This is a genomic window from Pseudomonas sp. R4-34-07 (assembly GCF_003852375.1).
GTDB lineage: Bacteria > Pseudomonadota > Gammaproteobacteria > Pseudomonadales > Pseudomonadaceae > Aquipseudomonas.
The window spans coordinates 2,490,276-2,512,787 of sequence record NZ_CP027760.1 but is presented as its reverse complement, the minus strand read 5'-3'; the positions used below and the strand labels follow the sequence as shown (position 1 = coordinate 2,512,787).

Annotated in this window: 23 protein-coding genes; 12 read left to right on the top strand and 11 right to left on the bottom strand. The window is 62.4% G+C overall.

What is annotated here, in order from left to right; genetic code table 11:
* Positions 1-2 precede the first annotated feature (2 nt).
* From C4J85_RS11615 to C4J85_RS11595, 5 genes are read left to right on the top strand one after another with little or no spacing between them, the layout of a single operon-like run.
* A complete protein-coding gene (locus C4J85_RS11615) occupies positions 3-797 on the top strand; it encodes an ABC transporter permease (protein ID WP_124366769.1) in 795 nt (264 codons plus the stop codon).
* The gene (locus C4J85_RS11610) at positions 797-1,087 is read left to right on the top strand and encodes a (2Fe-2S)-binding protein (RefSeq protein ID WP_124366768.1); all 291 of its coding nucleotides are present in this window, start codon (positions 797-799) and stop codon (positions 1,085-1,087) included. The genes C4J85_RS11615 and C4J85_RS11610 overlap by 1 nt, the downstream gene beginning before the upstream one ends.
* Positions 1,084-2,427 (top strand): NAD(P)/FAD-dependent oxidoreductase, encoded by a 1,344-nt coding sequence (locus tag C4J85_RS11605; protein ID WP_124409643.1) that lies wholly within the window; start codon positions 1,084-1,086, stop codon positions 2,425-2,427. The genes C4J85_RS11610 and C4J85_RS11605 overlap by 4 nt, the downstream gene beginning before the upstream one ends.
* On the top strand, positions 2,424-3,521 hold the full coding sequence (locus C4J85_RS11600) for an FAD-binding oxidoreductase (protein WP_124409642.1): 1,098 nt from the start codon (positions 2,424-2,426) through the stop codon (positions 3,519-3,521). The genes C4J85_RS11605 and C4J85_RS11600 overlap by 4 nt, the downstream gene beginning before the upstream one ends.
* Before the next feature lie 13 nt (positions 3,522-3,534).
* Positions 3,535-4,566, top strand: coding sequence for an ABC transporter substrate-binding protein (locus C4J85_RS11595; RefSeq protein WP_124366765.1), 1,032 nt, complete (start codon positions 3,535-3,537; stop codon positions 4,564-4,566).
* Here C4J85_RS11595 and nadE read toward each other — a convergent pair whose 3' ends face one another.
* From nadE to C4J85_RS11580, 3 genes are read right to left on the bottom strand one after another with little or no spacing between them, the layout of a single operon-like run.
* On the bottom strand, positions 4,567-5,382 hold the full coding sequence (nadE, locus tag C4J85_RS11590) for an ammonia-dependent NAD(+) synthetase (protein WP_124406994.1): 816 nt from the start codon (positions 5,380-5,382) through the stop codon (positions 4,567-4,569).
* A gap of 1 nt (position 5,383) precedes the next feature.
* The gene (gene pncB / locus C4J85_RS11585) at positions 5,384-6,601 is read right to left on the bottom strand and encodes a nicotinate phosphoribosyltransferase (RefSeq protein ID WP_124409641.1); all 1,218 of its coding nucleotides are present in this window, start codon (positions 6,599-6,601) and stop codon (positions 5,384-5,386) included.
* An 11-nt stretch (positions 6,602-6,612) separates the two neighbouring features.
* A complete protein-coding gene (locus C4J85_RS11580; RefSeq protein WP_124409640.1) occupies positions 6,613-7,260 on the bottom strand; it encodes a nicotinamidase in 648 nt (215 codons plus the stop codon).
* 146 nt (positions 7,261-7,406) lie between these two features.
* Between C4J85_RS11580 and C4J85_RS11575 the strand changes: the two genes are divergently transcribed.
* The gene (locus C4J85_RS11575) at positions 7,407-8,099 is read left to right on the top strand and encodes an NUDIX hydrolase (protein WP_124366761.1); all 693 of its coding nucleotides are present in this window, start codon (positions 7,407-7,409) and stop codon (positions 8,097-8,099) included.
* Between the two features lie 33 nt (positions 8,100-8,132).
* Here C4J85_RS11575 and C4J85_RS11570 read toward each other — a convergent pair whose 3' ends face one another.
* On the bottom strand, positions 8,133-8,906 hold the full coding sequence (locus tag C4J85_RS11570) for an L-iditol 2-dehydrogenase (protein ID WP_124409639.1): 774 nt from the start codon (positions 8,904-8,906) through the stop codon (positions 8,133-8,135).
* Positions 8,907-8,923: 17 nt separating this feature from the next.
* Positions 8,924-10,189: a sugar ABC transporter substrate-binding protein gene (locus tag C4J85_RS11565; RefSeq protein ID WP_372240633.1), complete on the bottom strand. Its 1,266-nt coding sequence runs from the start codon at positions 10,187-10,189 to the stop codon at positions 8,924-8,926.
* A 270-nt stretch (positions 10,190-10,459) separates the two neighbouring features.
* On the opposite strand from C4J85_RS11565, the gene C4J85_RS11560 reads away from it, so the two are divergent.
* The 3 genes from C4J85_RS11560 (at position 10,460) to C4J85_RS11550 (ending at position 13,531) form a co-directional block, all read left to right on the top strand.
* Complete coding sequence (locus C4J85_RS11560) at positions 10,460-11,383, top strand: AraC family transcriptional regulator (protein ID WP_124409637.1); 924 nt, start codon at positions 10,460-10,462, stop codon at positions 11,381-11,383.
* A gap of 154 nt (positions 11,384-11,537) precedes the next feature.
* The gene (locus C4J85_RS11555) at positions 11,538-12,488 is read left to right on the top strand and encodes a nucleoside-specific channel-forming protein Tsx (RefSeq protein WP_124366757.1); all 951 of its coding nucleotides are present in this window, start codon (positions 11,538-11,540) and stop codon (positions 12,486-12,488) included.
* A 14-nt stretch (positions 12,489-12,502) separates the two neighbouring features.
* Positions 12,503-13,531, top strand: a complete 1,029-nt coding sequence (locus tag C4J85_RS11550) for a purine nucleoside permease (RefSeq protein ID WP_124370454.1) — start codon at positions 12,503-12,505, stop codon at positions 13,529-13,531.
* A 110-nt stretch (positions 13,532-13,641) separates the two neighbouring features.
* Here the strand turns inward: C4J85_RS11550 and C4J85_RS11545 are convergent, their stop codons facing one another.
* The 3 genes from C4J85_RS11545 to C4J85_RS11535 form a co-directional block, all read right to left on the bottom strand.
* Positions 13,642-13,818, bottom strand: coding sequence for a metallothionein (locus C4J85_RS11545; protein WP_124362520.1), 177 nt, complete (start codon positions 13,816-13,818; stop codon positions 13,642-13,644).
* A gap of 89 nt (positions 13,819-13,907) precedes the next feature.
* Complete coding sequence (locus tag C4J85_RS11540) at positions 13,908-14,363, bottom strand: DMT family transporter (RefSeq protein ID WP_124362519.1); 456 nt, start codon at positions 14,361-14,363, stop codon at positions 13,908-13,910.
* Between the two features lie 4 nt (positions 14,364-14,367).
* Positions 14,368-14,856: a DMT family transporter gene (locus tag C4J85_RS11535; RefSeq protein ID WP_124406988.1), complete on the bottom strand. Its 489-nt coding sequence runs from the start codon at positions 14,854-14,856 to the stop codon at positions 14,368-14,370.
* Between the two features lie 115 nt (positions 14,857-14,971).
* Between C4J85_RS11535 and C4J85_RS11530 the strand changes: the two genes are divergently transcribed.
* Positions 14,972-15,904, top strand: coding sequence for a LysR family transcriptional regulator (locus C4J85_RS11530; RefSeq protein WP_124411180.1), 933 nt, complete (start codon positions 14,972-14,974; stop codon positions 15,902-15,904).
* Position 15,905: 1 nt separating this feature from the next.
* On the opposite strand, the gene C4J85_RS11525 is transcribed toward C4J85_RS11530, so the two are convergent.
* Both C4J85_RS11525 and C4J85_RS11520 read right to left on the bottom strand, forming a co-directional pair.
* Positions 15,906-17,225, bottom strand: a complete 1,320-nt coding sequence (locus C4J85_RS11525) for an Nramp family divalent metal transporter (RefSeq protein WP_124409636.1) — start codon at positions 17,223-17,225, stop codon at positions 15,906-15,908.
* 38 nt (positions 17,226-17,263) lie between these two features.
* The gene (locus C4J85_RS11520) at positions 17,264-18,820 is read right to left on the bottom strand and encodes a DUF726 domain-containing protein (protein ID WP_124409635.1); all 1,557 of its coding nucleotides are present in this window, start codon (positions 18,818-18,820) and stop codon (positions 17,264-17,266) included.
* Positions 18,821-19,103: 283 nt separating this feature from the next.
* Between C4J85_RS11520 and C4J85_RS11515 the strand changes: the two genes are divergently transcribed.
* A complete protein-coding gene (locus C4J85_RS11515; RefSeq protein ID WP_124409634.1) occupies positions 19,104-20,912 on the top strand; it encodes a monovalent cation:proton antiporter-2 (CPA2) family protein in 1,809 nt (602 codons plus the stop codon).
* Between the two features lie 72 nt (positions 20,913-20,984).
* Positions 20,985-21,539, top strand: a complete 555-nt coding sequence (locus tag C4J85_RS11510) for a hypothetical protein (RefSeq protein ID WP_124362511.1) — start codon at positions 20,985-20,987, stop codon at positions 21,537-21,539.
* Between the two features lie 241 nt (positions 21,540-21,780).
* On the opposite strand, the gene C4J85_RS11505 is transcribed toward C4J85_RS11510, so the two are convergent.
* Positions 21,781-22,500, bottom strand: coding sequence for an alpha/beta hydrolase (locus C4J85_RS11505; RefSeq protein WP_124409633.1), 720 nt, complete (start codon positions 22,498-22,500; stop codon positions 21,781-21,783).
* Positions 22,501-22,512: the final 12 nt, after the last annotated feature.

Here is a 22,512-nt window from a genome sequence, read left to right as displayed (position 1 = left end):
GCATGTCTAGAAACGGTCCGTTGGCCCTCGGTTTCCACGCCCTGGTGGTGGTGTTCATGCTGGCGCCGCTGGTGGTGGTGTGCCTGGTGGCCTTCACCCCGGAAAACACCTTGAGCCTGCCCACGTCGGGCTTCTCCCTGCGCTGGTTTCGTGCGGTTTTCGAGCGCGCCGACTTTATCCAGGCGTTCTACAACAGCCTGGTCCTGGCGTTTACCGCCGCGACCCTGGCCACGCTGATCGCGGTGCCGGCGGCTTTGGCGATCAGCCGTTATGCGTTTCCAGGACGGGATTTTTTCAGTGCGCTGTTTCTGTCGCCGATCATCATCCCGCACCTGGTCCTGGGCGTCGCCATGTTGCGCCTGTTTGCGCTGATGGGCGTGAATGGCAGCTTCACCTGGCTGATGCTCGCCCATGTGGTGATCATCACGCCCTATGTGCTGCGCCTGGTATTGGCGGCCGCCATCGGTATCGACCGCAGTGCCGAACAGGCCGCTGAATCCCTCGGTGCCGGCCGCTTTACGCTGTTTCGCCAGATCACGCTGCCGATGATTCTGCCGGGCGTGGCCGGTGGCTGGCTGTTGGCGTTCATCAACAGTTTCGATGAGGTGACCCTGTCGATTTTCGTCAGCTCACCGGCCACGCAAACCCTGCCGGTGCGCATGTACGTGTACGCCACCGAGTCCATCGACCCAATGATGGCGGCGGTCTCGGCGCTGGTGATCGCGCTGACGGCGGCAACCATGATTCTGCTCGACCGGGTGTACGGCCTGGACCGCGTGCTGGTGGGGAAACACTGATGGCCCTGTTCAAGCGACTCGCTGAAACCCAGCGCCCTGCCCTGGCGTTCACCCTGGACGGCCAACCGGCCGCAGGCTTGCTCGGCGACACCCTGCTGACGGCCATTCTGACCTGCGCCGAGCACCTGCGCGGCAGCGATTTCAGCGCTGAGCGCCGTGCCGGTTTCTGCCTGATGGGCGCCTGCCAGGACTGCTGGGTGCGCCTTGCAGACGGGCGCCGCGTACGCGCCTGTTCGACGTTACTGGAAGAGGGCCAGGCGATCAGCCGTGAACCGGGGCGCCACGCATGAAACCGATTGTGATTGTGGGCGCAGGCCCGGCCGGCATCACGGCGGCGCGAACCTTGCTCGACCATGGCATCAAGCCGTGCCTGATCGATGAAAGCCTGCGCGGCGGCGGGCAGGTCTATCGGCGCCAACCGGTGAACTTCCAACGCTCGGCCAAGCAGCTTTACGGCTTCGAAGCGGGTAAGGCCCAGGCCGTGCATCGCACCTTGGACGAGCTGGCACCGCTGATCGACTATCGCCCCGACACCCTGGTGTGGAATGCCGAAGACACATGCCTGGACACGCTCACTGAGGGCCGTGCCGAGCGCGTCGAGTACTCGCGGGTCATCGTCGCCACCGGGGCCACCGACCGTATCCTGCCGGTGCCAGGCTGGACCTTGCCCGGCGTCTACAGCCTGGGCGCCGCACAGATTGCATTGAAATATCAGGGCTGCGCCATCGGCGAGCGCGTCGCGTTCTGTGGTTCGGGGCCCTTGCTGTATTTAGTGGCTTACCAATATGCCAAGGCTGGCGCCCAGGTCGTGGCGGTACTCGACAGCGCGCCCTTGCGCGCCCAATGCCGTGCGCTGCCGGCGCTGCTCGGGCAGCCGCTGACCCTGGCCAAGGGCTTGTACTACCGCGCCTGGCTGACCGCCCACGGGGTTGCCGTGCATCAGGGCGCAACCCTGCGACAGATTGACGGCGAACAGCGGGTCAACGGCATTCGTTGGGGCGAACAGCGCCTGGCGTGCGACGCCGTGGCCTTCGCCCACGCGCTGCGCAGTGAGACACAACTGGCAGACCTGCTCGGTTGCGCGTTTGCCTGGAGCCCCCTGAACCGGGCCTGGTTGCCGCGCCGCGACAGCGCCGGGCGCAGCAGCGTGGCGCAGGTTTACCTGGCGGGCGACGGCGCCGGCATCATGGGCGCCGATGCGGCGCAATTGGCCGGTGAGCGTGCAGCGCTGGCCGTACTGGAAGATATCGGCAAGGGGGTCGATCAGCGTCGCATCACCCGGCTGGAACAGCAGCTGGCGCGCATCCAGCGCTTTCGCCAGGGCCTGGAAACCGCGTTTCCCTTCCCTGAACAATGGGCCGCGCAGGCACCGGATGCGTTGACCCTGTGCCGCTGCGAAGAAATCAGTGTGGGCGAGGTGCGCGCGGTGGTGGATGAAGGCCACTGGGAGATCAACCGGGTCAAGGCGCATTGTCGTGTTGGCATGGGCCGCTGCCAGGGGCGCATGTGCGGGCTGGCGGCGGCGGAGATTGTCGCCGAGCGCAGCGGGCGCAGCATTGAACAGGTCGGGCGCCTGCGTGCCCAGGCGCCGATCAAGCCGCTGCCGTTCGGCGTGCAGGTGCAGCCGTGATCGACGTTATTGTGTTGGGCGGCGGGATTGTTGGCGCGTCGGCGGCCTTGATGCTTGCGCGCCAGGGTCAGCGGGTGGCGCTGGTCGAGCGCGACTTTTGCGGCTCGCATTCCAGCGGCGTGAATTACGGCGGCGTGCGGCGCCAAGGACGGCCCTTGCATCAGTTACCGCTGTCACAGCGCGCCCATCAGCTGTGGGCCGACCTGCCTGGATTGATCGGCATCGATGGCGAATACGTGCGCTCCGGGCATCTGAAACTGGCGCGCAGTCATGGGGATTTAGCCGCGCTTGAAGCCTATGCCGCGCACACCCGTGGCTTTGGCCTGAACCTGCAATTGCTCGATTACACCCAGTTGCGCGCGCGCTTCCCGTGGGTGGGCGACATCGCAGTGGGCGCCTCACTCTGCCCCGACGACGGCCACGCCAATCCCCGCCTGGTATCGCCGGCCTTCGCCCGCGCGGCGCAGCGCAGTGGCGCCTGGGTTTATGAGCAGGCAGAAGTGAATCAAATCGACCATGACGGCCAGCGCTTCCAGGTGCATTGCGCCAATGGCCTGCACCTGCAGGCGCCATGGCTGCTCAACTGCGCAGGTGCGTGGGCCGGCAGCGTCGCCGCGCAATTTGGCGAACCGGTGCCGATGATCTCGGCACACCCGGCGATGTTAGTGACCGAGCCGTTGCCTAAGGTGATGGACGTGAGCACCGGCGTTGAAGGCGGCGGCATCTATGCGCGGCAAGTGGCGCGCGGCAACTGCATCCTCGGCGGTGGTCGCGGCTTCGCCCTTGGCCCGCAACAGGCCCGGCCCGGCCACGCGGCGGTGCTGGAGATCCTGCGCAATGCGGGTGAGCTGTACCCATTCCTGCGCGGGGCCCAGGCCATCCGTACCTGGAGCGGCACCGAAGGTTATCTACCCGATCATGAACCGGTGATCGGCCCCAGCAGCACCCAACCCGGCCTGCTCCACGGTTTCGGTTTTGCCGGCGCCGGGTTCCAGCTCGGCCCTGCGGTCGGTGAAGCCCTGGCAGAGATCGTCTGCGCGGGTGCCAGCCGCCAGCCCATTGAAGCGTTTTCCATCCGTCGTTTCCAAGCCTGAGAGGAAAAACCCCATGAACCCACGTACCGCGCTGTCCTGCTTGTCCCTCGCCTTGCTCGCGTCCAATGTCCATGCCGCGCCCACGCTGTACCTGGGCATGAACGGCGGCACCATGGAGCGGGTCTACGCCGATAAAGTGCTGCCCGCCTTCGAGAAGGCCAACAACGTCAAGGTGGTGATCGTGCCGGGCACCTCGTCGGACATTCTCGCCAAAGTCCAGGCCAACAAAGACAACCCGCAGATGCATGTGATGTTCCTCGACGACGGCATCATGTACCGCGCCATCTCCATGGGCCTGTGCGACACGCTGGCGCCCAGCCCGACCCTGGAACAGATCCCGGCCAAGGCTAAAATCAAGGACCAGGCCGTGGCCGTGACCCTAGGCGTCACGGGCCTTGGCTACAACGCCAAAATGTTCAAGGAAAACGGCTGGGCCGCGCCCACCTCCTGGATGGACCTGGCCGACCCGCGCTTCAAAGAAAAAGTGGTGTTCCAGTCCCTGGCCTCCTCCACCTTCGGCTTGCACGGTTTCCTGATGTTCAACCGTATCCAGGGCGGCAGCGAGGCCGACGTGGAGCCAGGCTTCAAGGCGTGGCCGAAGACCATCGGCCCCAACGTGCTGGAATACATCGCCAGCTCGGCAAAAATCTCCGAGATGGTGCAAACCGACGAAGCGGCGATCTTCCCGCTGACGCCGACCCAGGTCGCCACCCAGAAACTGCTCGGCGTGCCCATGGAGTATGCGCAACCCAAGGAAGGCGCAGTCGTGCTGAACGTGGCCGAATGCGTGATCGCGCGCAATGACCAGCCGGAACTGGCGCAGAAGCTCGCGGCGTTCCTGCTCAGCGCCCAAGCCCAGGCGCCAGCACTGGAAGACGGTGACCAGATCCCGTCAAACCCGACCACGCCGACCACCGACAAGACCCGCGCACGGGTCGAGGCGATGCAGGGTTACCTGCAGACGGCGATTTCGATCGATTGGGACCAGGTCAACCAGGCACGTCCGGAGTGGAACGCGCGATGGAGTCGTTCGATCGAGCGTTGATTACAACGGCACGAAGGGCAGCGCGCGTTTGTGCGCTGTCTTGCTGTAGGCCGTCTCGACTAGTCCCCTCACCCGCTCACTCACCGGCTCGCCCATCAGGTACGCATCGATTTCTTCATACGAACAGCCGTAGGCGTCCTCATCCAGTTTCCCCGGTGCCAATTCTTCAAGGTCTGCGGTGGGCGGCTTGTACGCCAGGTTCGTTGGAGCGCCGAGGGCCGTGGCCAGCAGGCGCACCTGGGTTTTGGTCAGGCCGGACAGCGGCGCCAGGTCGCAGGCGCCGTCGCCGAATTTGGTGAAAAAGCCCATCAGCGCTTCGGCCGCCTGGTCGGTGCCGACCACCAGGCCATTGTGCAGGTTGGCGACCGCGTATTGCGCGATCATGCGCGCACGGGCCTTGACGTTGCCCTTGATGAAATCGAGTTGGGCGGCGCTGGCTTCGGCGGCGGCCAGGCTGGCCATCAGGCCGTCGACACTGGCCGCGATGTCGAGGGTGTCGATATGGTCCGGCAGGATAAAGTCCAGGGAAGCCTGGGCATCGTGTTCGTCGCCCTGGGTTTTATAAGGCAGACGCATGGCGATAAAGCGCGCGGCGTAGTCTTCTTCGCGCAGTTGCTGCGCCGCCAGCTGGCACAGGCGGCCGGCGACCAGTGAGTCGACACCGCCGCTGATGCCCAGCACCAGCGCCTTGCAGCCTGAATGGCGCAAGGTGGTCTTGATGAAGTCGATACGCCGTTGAATCTCCTCGGGCTCGCCACCTTTGCCCAGCGAGCGGTTGACGTTCAGTGCACGTGCGATCCGTTCTTGAATTTGCATGTCATTCCTCCACGCTACCAACGTTGAATACTTGTGCCGCGTACTGCAAAAACGACGGGTCTTCGCAGACGTTCTTGACCGGGTCATCGGAGAATTTCACCACCGGCTCACCGTGTACCCGCACCAGCTTCATCACGATGCTCAGCGGCTCGACGCCGTCCACATCACAAGCCAGGCTGGTGCCCATGCCGAAGCCGAACCGCGCCTTGCCACGGATGTGCCGCAGAATCGGCAGGCATTTTTCGAAATTCAGACCATCGGAGAACATAAGGTCTTTGGTCATGGGGTCGATGCCGAGTTCCTTATATCTGGCCAGGACTTTGTCGGCCCAGGCGATGGGGTCACCCGAGTCCTGGCGCAGGCCGTCGTAGAGCTTGGCGAAGTACAGGTCGAAATCCTTGAGGAAGAAATCGGTGCTGATGCAGTCGGTCAGGGCTATGCCGAGACGGCCACGGTACTCGCGCACCCAGTTCTCCAGGGCGGCGTTCTGGCTTTCGCGCAGACGGCCCAGTTGCTGATGCACCATCAGCCATTGGTGGGCCATGGTGCCGATCAGTGGCAAGTTGAATTCGTAGGCCAGGTGCGCATTGCTGGTGCCCAGGAACTGGCCGGGAAAGTCGCGGCGCATGATGTCTACCACTTCGCGCTGGGCCTTGAATGACAGGCGCCGGCGGGTGGAGAAGTCGGAGACGCGCAGGTCGGCGAGCTCTTCGCGGCTGAGGTTCTTCTCCAGCCAGTCGAACTTCTGATACAGCTTGCGGGTGACGTCTTCGAGGGTCACGTCAGGGTATTTGTCGCGGTTGCGCAGTTCGCTGACCAGCGCCAGGACCGGTTGCTCGAACATGATGCAATGCAGCATCGGGCCGATCACGCGGATGTTCAGTTGGCCGTCTACTTCACTGACGTGGATATAGCGCAGGTCGAAGCGAAACAGGCCGAGGAAGCGCTCGTAATCCGGCGTGAGGTATTCGCGAAAACGCGGGTTGAACAGGAAGCGCAGCTCGCCTTCGCGCATCTGCAGGCCGGCAAGCTTTTCCAGCTCGGTTCGCAACGCCGGGATCAGGTGGCCGAGTTTTTCCCTGGAGCGGACGATGAAGTTGTATTCCACGTCTACGTTGGGATGCTGATGCAGCACCGCCTGCATCATGGTGAAGGTGTAGTAATCGGTGTCGAGCAAGCCCTGGATGACCGGGGATTTATCGTCATACGCGCTTTCCATGGTGAGTCTCCTTAACGCGTGGCCATCGCGGCCAGTTCTTCGCGGGTACTGCTGATGACAGCGCCGGCCTCGAGCAACGCATTGACGGCCTGAACCCCGCCCGCCTCAGTGATGCCCCGACACGCCGGCAAGTGCAGCACCACTTGCAGCCCGGCCTTGAGCAGTTGCAAGGCGGTGGTCTTGACGCAGTAGTCCAGGGCCAGGCCACCAACGATGACGCGCACGACACCGTGGGCCTTGAGGTATTCGATGACGCCCGTCGACAACTTGTCGTGCAGGTCGTGGTAGCACGCGCCGTAAGGGTGCAGGTCGGGTTCGACACCCTTCCAGATGAAGTAGTCGTAGTCATACGGGGTGGGCAACTCATCCAGCAAGGTGAAGCCCTCGGTACCGGGTACGCAGTGGCTGACCCAGGTGACATCGGCGTGAGCGAGGCCCGTGGGTTGCAGCATCTGGCTGTGCTGCGCGACCACCCAGGGCGCGTGTGGGGTGTGGGCGTCCTTGCTACCGATGCGATGCCCGGCAAGGCTGGCCATGTAGTTGAGCTTGGCGCCGATCAGATCACCGCCGGCTACGGGCAACTCGTCGGGACACAACGGCGTGAAACTCTTCTGGGCGTCGACATCGAATGAAGCGATGGCAGTTTTGGCGAGGGTCATGGTGATTCTCCGGTGGCCTGGAAACAAAAGTACATGTCATGTACTTTCATTGCAAGAAACATTTATTTACCGGTACTTCAGCAAGTACATGACATAGCGGTTCGATCCGTTAGACTGTGCCCCACTGCCGTTCAGAAGGACTTCACATGCCACTTAGCGCCTACCTCCACACCGTCGACCTGTGCGCAGTGTTTTACTGCCGCGCCTCGGGCGAACTCAAACTGCTGCTGAACAAGCGTGACGCCGAGCCCTTCGCCGGGCATTGGGCGCTGCCGGGCGTGGTGGTCAATGGCGGCGTGCAGGATCTGAGCCTCAAGGATGCCGTGGAACGGTTGCGCGCCAGTGACAAAGTCGGCCTGGAGCTGGCCTGGAGCGAGCAGGTTGGCACGGTGGGGGATGCGTTTCGCGACCCGCGCTGCTGGTCGTCGTCCACTTACTACCTGGCGATTGTGGCGGACGAGGTAACGCTGAGTGAACATCAGGCCTGGTTTTCCCTCAACGCGGTGGCGGACGGCAGCATCAAGCTGCCCTTCGATCACAACCTGATCGTCGCGGCGGTGCAGGAACGGCTGTTGTCCAAAGCGCTGTACAGCAGCTTGCCGCTGATGTTTCTGGGCAAGGAGTTCAGCGCGCCGCAAGCGACCGCGATCTTTTCCCTGGTACTGGCGCGGCCGGTGCTCAAGACCAGCGTGCGCCAGCGGTTGTTGAAGCTGACGCAAGCGGGATATTTGCGTGAGACGGGGCGCAAGAAGCAGGGTGAAGGCGGCAGGCCACAGGCGACGCTGGAGATGTTGAAGCCAGGAGAGATTTACTTCTTCGACCGCAGTTTTGCCGAGTGACCGGACATGGAGATCCACGGGTGACCGATGGCTCTAGCTCATCCAATTGCCACCATCGACGTTGTAAGTCTGTGCAACCACATAGTCAGCCTCCTTCGAAGCCAGGAAGATCGCCATGCCGGTCAGGTCTTGCGCCGTGCCCATCCGCCCATAAGGCACCTCGTCGCCTACCCGCTTTTTCTTCTCGCCCGGCGCCAGGCCCTCATGCCTGGCGAACAGCGCATCCACTCCATCCCAGTGCTCACCGTCCACCACACCCGGGGCGATGGCATTGACGTTGATGCCCTGTTTGATCAGGTTCAGCCCCGCCGATTGCGTCAGGCTGATCACTGCCGCCTTGGTCGCGCAATACACCGCCACCAGCGCCTCGCCGCGCCGTCCGGCCTGGCTGGCCATGTTGATGATCTTGCCGCCGTGGCCTTGGCGAATCATCTGCCGCGCGGCGGCCTGCAGGGTAAACAGCGTACCGGCGACGTTGATTGAAAACAGCCGGTCATAGCTGTCGCGGGTGATGTCGACGATGGGGGCCAGGTCGAACAGCGCCGCGTTGTTCACCAGAATATCCAGCTTGCCGGCATGGGCGACCACGGCGGCCATTGCCGCGTCGATGGAGGCCTGGTCGGTGACGTCCATCGCCACCGCATACGCCTGGGGGCCCAGTTCGGCCGCCGTCTGCTCGGCGCGCTGCAGGTTGATATCGGCAATGGCGACGGTGGCGCCTTCCTGGATATAGGCCTGGGCAAACGCGCGGCCAATCCCCCGCGCCGATCCGGTGATCAGCGCGCTCTTACCTTCAAGTCGTTTCATCGAGGTGTCCTGTGGAATTACTTCGGATAACCGGCACGCTTCATCTCGCGCTCAGTGGTGGACTGCGCCTGCTGCAGGGCCTGATCGACCGTCATGCCGCCGGTGAGCGCTGCCGAAAACAGTTTGCCGACGGAAGTGCCGATGGCCTGGAATTCGGGAATCGTCACGTACTGGATGCCCACGTACGGCACCGGTTTGACCGAGGGGTGCGCCGGGTCGGCGTGCTTCATCATCTGCAGCGTGACCTGGGCAAACGGCGCCGCGTTCAGGTACGCCTCGCTGTAGGTCGATTGCCGCGTGCCTGGCGGTACGTTGGTGATGCCTTCTTTTTCAGCGACCAGCTGGATGTAGTCCTTGGACGTCGCCCAACGGATAAAGGCTTTGGCAGCGTCTTTGTGCTTGGAGGTTGCCGGGATGGCCAGCGACCAGGCGTAGAGCCAGGAAGAGCCCTTATCGGTGACCTCGGTGGGCGCCGCAGCGAAGCCTACGCGGTCGGCGACTTTGCTCTGGCCGGTGTCGGTGGTGAAGGAGCCGGCGACGCTGGCATCGACCCAGATCGCACATTTGCCACTGTTGAACAGCGCCAGGGTTTCGTTGAAACCATTGCTGGACACGCCCGGCGGGCCGTATTGCTTGAGGCTGTTGACGTAGAAATTGGCCGCAGCCGTCCACTCGGGGCTGGTCAGTTCGGGCTGCCATTGCTCATCGAACCAGCGCGCGCCGAACGCATTGGCCATGGTGCTCAGCAACGCAACGTTCTCGCCCCAACCCGCCTTGCCGCGCAGGCACAGGCCATATTGATCTTTGCCCCTCACCGTCAGCTTGGCGGCGAATTCGCCGAGCTGGGTCCAGGTTGGATTCGCGGGCATGCTCAGGCCGGCTTGCTGGAACAGGTCGGTGCGGTAATAGGTCACGGTGCTTTCGCCGTAGAACGGCAAGGCGTAGAGCGTGCCATTCACCGACAGGCCCTGGCGCACCGAGGGAAAGATGTCTTCGACATCGTAGCCGGCCGGCAGGTCGGTCAATGGCTCCAGCCAGTGTTTGGCGCCCCATAGCGGGGTTTCATAGGTGCCGATGGTCAGCACATCGAACTGCCCGCCCTGGGTGGCGATATCGGTGGTGAGGCGCTGGCGCAGGACGTTTTCTTCGAGCACCACCCAATTGAGCTGGATGTCCGGATGTTGCGCCTGGAACACCTTGGACAGGCGCTGCATGCGGATCATGTCGCTGTTGTTGACCGTGGCGATGGTCAGGGTGTCGGCGGCCTGGCTGGGCAGGCTCATGGCCAGGCCGGAGAGCAGCAACAGCGTTTGGGCAAGCGTGGCTTTGCGGGTTGATAGCATGGCGGTGTCCACCGGTTGTTTTTGTTATTGAGCGCCGATTACAGCAGCTTGGGCCGGTTTCTCACAAACCCGTGGAGGATGCCCGACCGATACTTTTTTAACCGGCACCCCAGGCGCAAAAAAGTATCAGTGTGGGGCGACGCCGGGGGTAGCGCCAGGCCTGCCGAGGCGGGTATTTTGGCGGGTATCCAACGCACAAGAGGCAGCCGCATGCCCATCCGCGCCCCACTGTTCGAGCACCGTCCCGCCGAACTGGAAGTGATCCTGCCCGAACCGGAGCACTGCTTTCGCTGGTTCGAACACGACTACCCGATTGAGCTGGCGCGCTGGAACCATCACCCTGAGTTCGAAATCCACCTGATCCGCCACGGCAGCGGCAAGCTGGTGGCGGGCGACTATATCGGTGCATTCAGTGCCGGGCATGTCGCCTTGATCGGCCCGGACCTGCCCCACGACTGGATTGGCGACCTGGCACCCGGCGAGTGCCTGAGCGGTCGCGACGTGGTGCTGCAGTTCGACGGCGCCGCCCTCCTCGCCTTGCGCAAGGCACTGCCGGAACTCGGCGATCTGCAGCCGCTGTTCGAACACGCGCGACGCGGCCTTGAGTTCACCGGCGAAACAGCGGTGCACGCGGCGCGGTTGATGGAAGCCATCGGCAGCGCCCAGGGCCTGCAACGGCTGATCCTGTTCCTGCAACTGCTCGACACTCTCAAGAACGCCCCGCCCCGCCAGTTCAAGGTGCTGGCCAGCCCGCGCTACGCGCCGACCCTGGACCCGCGCAGCGCCGAACGCATCAACAAGGCCTTCGCCTACCTGATGCGTGAACTCGGCGGCGAGGTGCGCCTGTCAGACATCGCCCGGCAACTGGACATGAGCGAACCGGGTTTCTCGCGTTTCTTCAAACGCACGACCGGCCATGGCTTTATCGAGCTGATGCGCAAATTCCGCGTGCAGCGCGCCTGCCGGTTATTGCTGCAGAGCGATATGTCGGTGGCGGATATTTGCTTCGAAGTCGGCTACGCGAACCTGTCCAATTTCAACCGGCACTTTCGCATCGAGATGAACCAGACACCGAGTGAGTATCGGCGCGAGACCGGCAATCATCTGGAAAAAATGACACCCAGTCATTTCTGACCATAAAGACGACTAATCAGGCTTTTTTGCAGGCCTTTCAGACGATTGAGCAAAGTTGGTACAGCCTATGCAAACGTTTGCGGAACGGACTTGGCCACCGAGTTCACTCCACCCGCGCAAACGGGTTCAAACCGCGTACGAATAGGGATTTTCAATGCACCCCACCTCAACGCCTCGCGCTTGCTTTGGTGTTTCCTTGCTACTGGCCGCCGTTACGGGAGTACTCAGTGCACCCATTTTGGCGCAGGACAAACCTGCGGATGACTCAGCACAGGGCGAAACCCTCAGCCCCGAGGCCAACCCGCCGGCAAAAAAAGGCGTCTACCTATCGGAGTGGTTCAACCAGGACCTGACGCTGATCGGCAGCAAGGACATCAGCTTCGGCCCAAAACCGCAGGATGACGTTTACCTGGAGTACGAGTATTTCGGCCGCAAGGGGCCGTTCGAGCTGTACGGCTACATCGATGTGCCAAAGATCCTCGGCATCGGCAACAGTAATGACAAAGGCGCGTGGGACCATGGCTCGCCCGTGTTCATGGAGCATGAACCGCGAATCTCCATCGACTACCTCGCTGGCCGCAGCCTGGCGATCGGACCGTTCAAGGAATGGTATGTGGCGTTCGACTGGATCTACGACCACGGCAGCAACAAGGAGAACCGCGCCAACACCCTGTACAGCGGCCTTGGCACCGATATCGACACCCACTCGCGGGTCAACCTGTCGGCGAACTTCTACGGGCGTTACCAGTGGGAAAACTACGGCGCCAGCAATGAATATTCCTGGGACGGCTACCGCGCGCAGATGAAATACATCGTGCCCATCGGCAAATTCGACAATGGCGCCTCGCTGACCTACATCGGCTTCACCAACTATGATTTCGGCTCGGACCTGCACAAGGACAACCCGGCGCGCACCGCCAACTCCCTGGTGGCCACCAACGTGTTGCTGTACTCGTTCACGCACCTGCGTTTCACCCTGGTCGGCCGTTACTTCCATAACGGCGGCAACTGGGAGGATGGCAGCGAGTTGAATTTCGGTGAAGGCAACTTCCGCGCCCGCTCCGACGGCTGGGGTTACTACGCCGGCGTGGGCTACCAATTCTGATCAAGGAGCTGCAGATGAATACTTTTACCCGCCTCTCGCTGGCCATGGGCCTTGCCCTGCTGCCTCACATGGTGCTGGCAGACAACGCCGCGCCGATCAAACCCAAGGTCATGCTGATCACCATGTTCGCCCCCGAGGCGCAAACCTGGATCGACCGCCTGGAACTCAAGCAGCAAGTGCGCGTGCCGGGCCTGTCTGCCGAATACCCGGTGATTCGCTGCAACACCCAGGACGTGTGCCTGCTGGTCACTGGCATGGGCCAGACCAACGCCGCCGCCTCGACCCTGGCACTGGCCTTGTCGCCCAAGTTCGACCTGCGACAGAGTTATTTCCTGATCGCCGGGATTGCCGGTATCAGCCCCAAGCACGGCACCATCGGTACCGCCGCCTGGGCGCATTACCTGGTGGAATTCGGTACCCAGTGGGAGTTGGATTCACGGGATGCACCCAAGGAGTGGCCGACCGGTTATATCGGCATCAACACCAAGGGGCCCAATGAAAAACCGCCGCTGGACTACAAGACTGAAGTGTTCGAGCTCAACCCCAAGCTGCAAGCCAAGGCATTCGCCTTGTCGCACAAGGTGCAGCTGACGGAAAGCAAGGAATCCGCCGCCTGGCGCAAGCACTACCCCGCCGCGCCGGCCAATCAGCCGCCGCAAGTCACCCGCTGCGACACCCTGGCGGGCAACACCTGGTTCTCCGGTACCCGCCTGAGCGAGCGCGCCGAGGTGTGGACCAAACTGCTCACGGACAACAAGGGCGAATACTGCACCACCCAGCAGGAAGACAACTCCACTTACGAAGCGCTGCTGCGCGCCAGCCGTGAAGGCTTGGTGGATATCCAGCGCCTGGCCGTGGTGCGTGCAGGCTCGGATTTTGACCGCCCGTATCCGGGCTACAGCGAAGTGGACAACCTGCTCAAGTACGCCGATCAAGGCGGTTTCGTACCGGCATTGGAGAACCTGTACCGCACGGGCAATCCGCTGGTACAGGCGATCCTGAACAACTGGTCAGCCTGGAAAAACGGCGTTCCCGAGGCCTGATGCAAATCAAAATGTGGGAGGGGGCTTGCTCCCGATAGCGGAGTGTCAGTCACTGCATCTGTGCCTGAAACACCGCAATCGGGAGCAAGCCCCCTCCCACATTGGATGGTTCAGTTCGCGTTGGCAGCCGCTTTGGCGCATTCGCAGCCCGTCGCCGCAGCGCAGGGTTCACCGTGCGCATGATGCTCGGCGCAGCCCTGGCAGCAATAGCCCTTCCCGTCCTTCATGACCGCGTCGATGCCCAGTACGCATTTGCAGTGTGGGCAAGCACAGGTTTGATCCGGCATGGTCAGACTCCTTCTTCATGGTCGTCGCGGTGCAGCGAACGCCACACCTGAAACAGTGACCCAAGGCGCGGCGCCAAGGTTCAGCGCCGTCAGTCGGCCTGGCGCGTATTGCTGCGATACATGAACACCAGTGCCAGGGCCAGGCACAGCATCGCCACGATCCGGCTGCCGGACAGTTCGATCGCCGGGTTGCCCAGCCAGCCGAAATTGTCGATCAGCATGCCCATGCCCAATTGCCCCACAATCACTGCCACCGTGGCGACCGCCGTACCGACCACCGGCACCGCGCCGACCATTACCATCATGTACACCACGCCGAACAAGGCGCCGGTCAGTTGCCACTTCGGCACGTCCAACAAACTGACAGCCTGGGCGGGCTCGAAGAAAAATATCAACAGCGCGGTGGTGAGCGCACCGACCGCAAAGGTCAACAGGCTGCTGCGCAATACCCCAACGGTCTGCCCCAGGCGACCGTTGATGGCCGCCTGCACGCTCAATACCGCCCCTGCGGCGACCACCACAACCAACAACACAAACAGATTCATCGCCTTACCCTCGTGCAATCAGAACAAGTGCCGCCACAATCAACGCCAGGGCTATCCAGCGCTCCACATTGACTCGCTTGCGCGCCGTGCCGAACCAGCCGAAATGGTCGATCAGCACACTCTTGCCCACCTGCCCGGACAGAATCGCAATCATCGTCATTGCCACACCGATATGGGGCGTGGCCAGGGTCAGCACCACCACGTACATCGGTCCCAGGAAACCACCGATCAACTGCCAGCGCGGCAGTTGGGTCAAGGCCGGGCCCTTTTGCGGGCCGCTGAACAGCAACAGCAAGAACAGGATCGCCGAGCCGACGCCAAAGATGCTCAACGTCGCCCATAAATGCCCGACCTGCACGCCCAGTGGCCCCAACAGACCGGCCTCCACCGACAACCCCATGCCCGCGAGGATGACCAACGGCAGCAACAGCAGCCGGAGAATGTTTCGCTTCGGCCGGGATTGCGCCGTACCCTCGATAGAATGTGCCTGCATACATCACCTGCGCTTGAAGAAGAAAACAGGCGTGCATTATCCAGTGGCCTGGCTGTGCGATAAATGGCAGCATGCAGACAACACCTTTGCGCAAAACGCACAGCCTGGAGTCATGATGCAGGGTTTGAATGAACTGAGTTTCAAGGCGCTGCGCCTGTTCGTCGCCGTGCTGGACCATGGCAGTTTTTCTGAGGTAGCACGCCGCGAAGGCCTTGCGCCCTCGTCCATTTCCCGGCAGATCCAACTGATGGAACAAGCCCTCGGTCAGCAGTTGCTGTACCGCCACACCCGTGCCGTGAGCCCGACCGAAGCCGGACGCCTGCTCGGGCGACACGCGCGGCTGGTGCTGGAGCAGCTGGAAACAGCGAGCCAGGCACTGCAGGAACAAGACAGCGAACCCAGCGGACTGGTGCGCATCAATGCGCCCATGGTGTTCGGCCAGCGTCACCTTGCGCCGTGGCTGGGAGAGCTGTGCCGGCGCTATCCGAAGCTGCAACTGGACATCCAGCAGACCGATACCTTCGTCGACCCGCTGCAGGACGGCACTGACCTACTGTTTCGTATTGGCGTGCTCAATGATTCCAGCATGCAGGCGCGGATCTTCGCGCCGCAACGCTTTCGCCTCGCCGCCAGCCCCGCCTACCTGGCGCAGCACGGCACGCCGCGCCATCCCGACGAACTGGTCAACCACCAGTGCCTGGCCTACAAGGGCATAAAAGGCCAGGAGCGCTGGTTTTTCCGCCGCGACCACGGCGACTGGAGCGCCTACAGCGTCAAGGGCCCGATCACCGGCAACCACGCTGACACCCTGACCCACGCCGCCGAGCAGGGCCTGGGGCTGGTGGTGTTTCCTTCCTGGCTGATCGGTGAAGGCCTGCGCGCCGGCACCTTGCAAGCGGTGCTGACCGATTACGAAGTGGCGACCACCCTGGAGCCCCAGCAGATCGCGGCGTTGTGGCCGGGCAGCCGAAGGCTGTCGCTGAAGGTGCGCACGGTGATCGATTATTTTGTGGAATGTTTTGGGACGGTGCCGTATTGGGATCGGTGAGTCAGAACACCCACTGCCCGATCAACCACGCATTCGCCCCACTGATCACCGCAAACAAAAACCACGCCAGCATCCGCGTCGGCAGCCGGTTGACGAACGGGCCCATCAGTTGTTTGTCGCCGGTCATGCGGATCAGCGGGTATAACGCGAAGGGCAACTGCAGGCTCAGCACCACCTGGCTGAGAATCAGTAGCTTGCCGATGGCGTCGTCGCCCATCAGCCACACGCCGAGGAACGCCGGGATCAGCGCCAGGCCGCGGGTGATCAGGCGGCGCTGCCAGCAGGGGATGCGCAGGTTCAGGTAACCCTCCATGATCACCTGCCCGGCAATCGTACCGGTGAAGGTCGAACTCTGGCCCGATGCCAGCAAGGCGATGCCGAACAGGATGCTGGCGAACGCGCCGCCCACCAGCGGGTCGAGCAGATGATAGGCGTCCTGGATCTCCACCACGTCGGTATGGCCGGTTTTGTAGAACGCTGCGGCGGCCAGCACCAGGATCGCCGCGTTGACCAACAGCGCCAAGGCCAGGGAGCCAATGGTGTCGATGCGTGCAAGCTTGACCGCGTCCTGTTTGCTGGCCAGGTCTTTGCCGATCAGGCGCGTCTGCACAATCGAGGAGTGCAGGTAGAGGTTATGCGGCATCACCGTCGCACCGAGGATGCCGATGGCCAGGTACAGCGGCGCGGCATCGCTGATGGCCGACAGCGAGGGCGTGAAGCCACTGAGCACGTCCGGCCAGTAGGGTTTGATCAGCACCAGTTCGATGAAGAAACACACACCAATGGTCGCGACCAACGCCAGCATGATCGCTTCCAGCCGGCGGAAACCGCGGTTCTGCAGGGCCAGGATCAACAGCGTGTCGAAGGCAGTGATGACGATCCCGGTGGTCAGCGATACACCCAGCAGCAGGTGAAATGCCAGGGCGCAGCCGAGCACTTCGGCGAGGTCGGTGGCGATGATGGAAATTTCCGCCAACACCCATTGGGTACGCGCGGAGCGCTTGCTGTAGCGCTCGCGGCACAGTTGCGCCAGGTCTTTACCGGTGGCGATACCCAGCCGCGAGCACAGGCACTGCACCGCCATCCCCGCCAGGCTGGCCAGCAGCACTACAAATAACAGGCTGTAGCCGTAGCGCGACCCGGCTTCGATGGCGGTCGCCCAGTTGCCGGGGTCCATGTAGCCGATGGAAATCAACAGGCCGGGGCCGGCGAACATCAGCGCGCGTTTGAAAAACGACGCCTTGGGATCAACGACGACGGAGCCGGCCACTTCCGGCGGGCAGAAAGGGGCGGTAGCAATTTTCGGCAGGCTGAATTTCACGCGGGATCCCAGGCAAACACACAAGTCAGGGCGCCAGCTTAGCAGTCCGACGCAACGGTGCGCATCACCGTCTCCCGGGGCAGGTCAAATGCCTCAACCACTTGCACCACCAGGTCCAGTTCCTGGTTCAGCGCCTCACGTTCCAGGCGCTGGCGAATCACGCCAACCACCAACACCGCCAACGTAGTGATCGAATACGCCGGGCCGGAAAACGCCCGTACGCCGCTGACCAGCAACATCGCGGCCGCCAACGCCTGGCCCACCACCGGAATCGCCGTGGCGGCACCGCGTCGCAGCATAAACCCGGTGAGTCCCGCCAATGCCGTGCCGCTCAAGGCGGTGGTGGCCGTACGGCCCATGTCGAGACGCTTGAACACGCCCTGCTCTATTTGCATCGCGGCCTTGAGTTCGGCGTCGAACGCCTGTCGGTCGGCGCCGCTGAGGTTGTCCTGATACTGCTTGAGGAGTTTTTCCGCGACCTGCGCTTCGATATCCGCCAGGGCCACGCTGGCCATTGCATCCTCGAACTTGATGCCCAAGCGTTGCGCTACCGCTTCGGCGATCTGACGATAGGCCACGCCGTGACCACGGGCCAGGTTCATGAAACTGTCGCCGCCCATGCGCTGCAACTCGATGGCGAGCTTGCGCGGTTCGCGTACGCCGGCATCAATCGAGGCACTGCGCTTTTGCGCCATCAGCTCGGCGAGAAACTTCAGCTCATCCGGGCGCGCCTGCATCAGCATCGGAAACAGATCGACATCTTCTTCGGCAAAACGCGCTTCACTGCTGCGCAGGTCGGCGCGGATCAGGCCACGGCGCTCCTGCAGCAGGTCGGTGTACTGCACCACCGTGCGCAACTGCGGCCAGTAGGCGGCATGGTCGAAGCTGGCCAGATGCACGTTGGTGACCTTGGCCTTGAGTGCCGGCGTTACCGCAATCGCATAGCGGCCGATACAACGCTCGGTATCCGGCTTCATCGCCAACGCCCAGTCCTTGCTCGAGTAGCAATTGATCAGCCGTCCCTTGAGCGGTGCCGACACTGCCTCCCAAGGGCTCGACGTACAGATCGCCCCGCCCATCAGCAGCACATTATTCAATGGCAGTTCATGGGCGGTTTCAGGGTTGGCGAGCACACTCTTGACCAGGATCCGGGCGCCGAGGGAGTGGCCGATCAGGTTGATCTGCCGCACCTGGAGCGATTCGGCGTGCAGGTAGCTCGCCAGCTCGGGCAGCAAGGTCCTGGCCACTTCATCGACCCGCGCCTCGACGCTTTTGTAATGGTCGAGAAAATACGCGATCGCCTTGCCCACACCCACGGTCGCCGCGCCCAGGCCACCGCCGCCGAGCATCGAGGCGATTACCTCCTTGAACGGGGCAAACAGGTTTTCCAGGAAGTGCCCCGCCGGCCAGAACAACATCAGGTTGGTCGAGCCTTCAATGCCGGCCAGTTGTTCCTTGAAGCCGGCCAACTGCTGCTGGCTGAAAAACGCCGAATAACCGTGCACATAGAGATTGAGCACGTCCCCCTGAGGCTCGCCACACAGGACGAACGTAGGCTTGCGGGTGCGGTGCATTTCATCCCACTGCTGTTGCATGGGCCGGTGACTCCTGGTGACAAGGGGCGGCCATGGTAACAAAGAGCCAATCAAGCCGAGATGAAAACCACAGGCATCGCGACGCGGGGTTTGTTCGCAAGCGAAGTTGCTCCCACGAAAAGCAAACGTCCGTAGCTGCCGAAATCCGCCAGATAACAACCACATTCATTGACCTCTGCATCAAAAATACAAGTTTCAAAATGTGAAAACACGCTCTAATAGGGCCCTTTCCCTCGCCCTTGAAAGCGTCAGCATCTGATTCAAGCAAACAATGGAGTTCGCAATGCCCCATGAAGGCAACCTGTTACAAGCAGCCGTGGTGTTCCTGTTCGCCGCCGTACTGGCCGTGCCGTTGGCCAAGCGTCTGCAACTGGGCGCGGTGCTGGGCTATCTGTTCGCCGGGGTGATCATCGGCCCCTCGGTGCTGGGCCTGATCGGCAACCCGCAAAGCGTGGCGCAGTTCTCTGAACTGGGCGTGGTGCTGTTGCTGTTTATCATCGGCCTGGAGCTTTCGCCCAAACGGTTATGGGTGATGCGCAAGGCGGTATTCGGTGTCGGCCTGGCCCAGGTGCTGCTGACCGGGCTGGTGATGGGCGTGGTGGCGCTGTGGCTGTTTGGCCAGTCATGGAACAGCGCGATTGTGCTGGGCCTGGGCCTGGCGCTGTCCTCCACCGCGTTTGGTCTGCAAAGCCTGGCCGAGCGCAAGGAACTCAACCAACCCCATGGGCGCCTGGCCTTCGCGATCCTGTTGTTCCAGGACATTGCAGCGATCCCGTTGATTGCCATGGTGCCGCTGCTGGCCGGCAGCGATCATCCGACCAGTGAAGCCCAGGGCGTGCAGCACGTCTTGCAGATTCTCGGCAGTATTGCCGTGGTGATCATCGGCGGGCGCTACCTGCTGCGCCCGGTGTTTCGTATCGTCGCCAAGACCGGCCTGCGTGAAGTCTCCACCGCCACCGCACTGCTGGTGGTGATCGGCACCGCCTGGCTGATGGAGCTGGTGGGCGTGTCCATGGCCCTCGGCGCGTTCCTCGCCGGGCTGCTGCTGGCGGATTCGGAATACCGCCACGAACTGGAATCCCAGATCGAACCGTTCAAGGGCCTGCTGCTGGGGCTGTTTTTTATCAGCGTGGGCATGGGCGCCAACCTCAGCCTGCTGCTCAGCACACCGCTGGTGGTGATCGGGCTGACCTTGCTGTTGATCGGTTTGAAACTGCCGCTGCTGTATGCCGTGGGGCGCATGGTGGGCGAACTCAATCGCGAAAGCGCCCTGCGCCTGGGCGTGGTGTTGGCGGCGGGAGGTGAGTTCGCCTTCGTGGTGTTCAAGATCGGCCGCGACCAGGGCCTGTTCGAACCGCACCTTTACGATGTGCTGGTGTTGACCATCACCCTGTCCATGGCGGTGACCCCGCTGCTGCTGTTGGTGTGCCCGAAGCTGTTCAAGTCCAAGGCCAAGCCGGTGGACGTGCCCGAGGAATACCGCGCCATCGAAGGCGACGCGCCGCGTGTGGTGATTGCCGGCATGGGCCGGATGGGCCAGATTGTCGCGCGAATTCTGCGCGCACAAAACATCTCGTTCATCGCCCTCGACACCTCGGTGGAAACCATCGAACTGACCCGCAGTTTTGGCGGTATGCCGGTGTTCTACGGTGACCCGCAACGCCCGGAAATCCTCCATGCGGCCAAGGTCGACCAGGCGGAATTCTTTGTGATCGCCATGGATGACCCGGAGATCAACATCAAGACCGCCGAACTGGTGCGCAACCTCTACCCGCACATGAAGATCATCGCCCGCGCGCGTAACCGCCAGCACGTACACCGCCTGGTGGACCTTGACGCCTCACCGGTGCGTGAAACGTTCTACTCAAGCCTGGAGATGAGCCGCCGCACCCTGGTCGGCCTTGGTCTGAGCCAGGCCCAGGCCGATGCACGCATCGACCGCTTCAGGACCCACGACCAGCAAGTCCTCGCCGCCCAGCATGCGGTGTACGACGATGCGGCCAAAGTCATGCAGACCGCCCAGGAAGCCCGTGCAGAACTGGCGCGCTTGTTTGAGATGGACCGGCTTCAGGAAGAGTCCGACAAGGTGTGAGGCTGCAGATGAACGATATTGCGAATTTTCTGACAGAATACGCCGCAATTTCGTTCATCTCTGGAGCGCTTCATGGCCACCTTCACCAAGACTGCAGTGCTGCTGGCCCTCGCGCTTACCGCCAGCAGCGTGTTCGCCGCCGCCAAACCGGCCACGCAAACCCTTTCCACCCTGGGCGGCAAGTTCACCTTCAGCCTGCCCAAGGCCTACACCGCCGACGCCCTGCCCTCCGGCAAGGCTGAAGACGGCACCGCCGATACCCAAGGCACCCTGTACGCCAACGCAACCACGAAAAGTGTGGTGATCGTCGCCGAAACCGTACGTAACGATGGGGTTTCAATCCAGGATAACGACGCCAAATTTCTCGATGGCGCTGTGAGCGATTTCGTCAAGAACCAGAGCGCCGCCCTGCCCGACTTCAAGAAACTCGGCGAGAAAAAACTGACTTTCAAGGGCCTTGGCCTGCGCCAGGTCGACAGCACCGCCACCCAAGGCGGCGGCAAGACCCTGAACTCCACGTTCCTGGCTGGCTCCGGCAATCACCTGCTGGTGATCCAGGCGATTTCACGGGCGGACGATGTGAAGGGGCATGCGGCGCTGGTGAAGCAGATTACTGGTGGCAAGTAACACCACCGTCTGTAGGAGCGAGCTTGCTCGCGAAAAACGTCAACGATAACGCGTGCTTCCTGAATAAACGCGGTGCCTGTGAGTTTTTCGCGAGCAAGGGCTAGCCGCCCGCCTCGCTCCTACAAAAAGCCTTAACTGACTGGCATTAGGGCTTGCTCCCGATAGCGGTATCTCAGTCAGAGATGTATCGACTGATTCACCGCCATCGGGAGCAAGCCCCCTCCCACATTTTTTGCGGTGTTTACCGCAGGCTCTTCTCCAGCCAGACCTTCAGGTCCTGGATTTCCGCCTCGCTGATTGTATGGTTCATCCCCGGATACCCATGAAACTGCGGCTTCAAGCCAATCCCTTCCAGCACCTCGTTGGCCCGCGTTCCCGAGGCATAAGGCAGCGCCTGGTCCAAGGTGCCATGGCCGATAAAGATCGCCAGCTTGTCCAACGCTTCATTCGGCTTGAGCTCGGCCTTGAGCACCGGCAACACGCTGCCGCTCAGCGCCGCAATCCCGCGCACCAGCTCGGGCCTGCGCAAGCCCACTTCATAGGACATGATCGCGCCCTGGCTGAACCCGACCAGAAACACCCGGTCAGGCTCGGTGTGGTACTTGGCGGTGGCTTTGCCGATAAAGTCTTCGAGCAGCCTGGCACTGTTTTGCAGGTCGGCCGTCACCCCATCGTAATCACCATCGCCGGGGGTCTTGGTAAACCAGCGATAGCCACGCGGTTCCACCGGCATCGGCGCGCGCACCGACAGGTAGGTCCAGGTGGAAGGCAGCGCATCCTTGATACCGAACAGGTCTTCCTCATTGCTGCCAAAGCCATGCAGGAAAATCACCAGCGGTTGGTTGCGTGCATCGCCCTGGGTTTGCTCCAGGTACGACAACGACAGATCGGTATGCAGGTCGGAATCCGCGTGGGCGACACCGGCCAGCAAGGTCAGCGCGAGAGCGAGCAGTTTGAGCATGGGATCTATCCC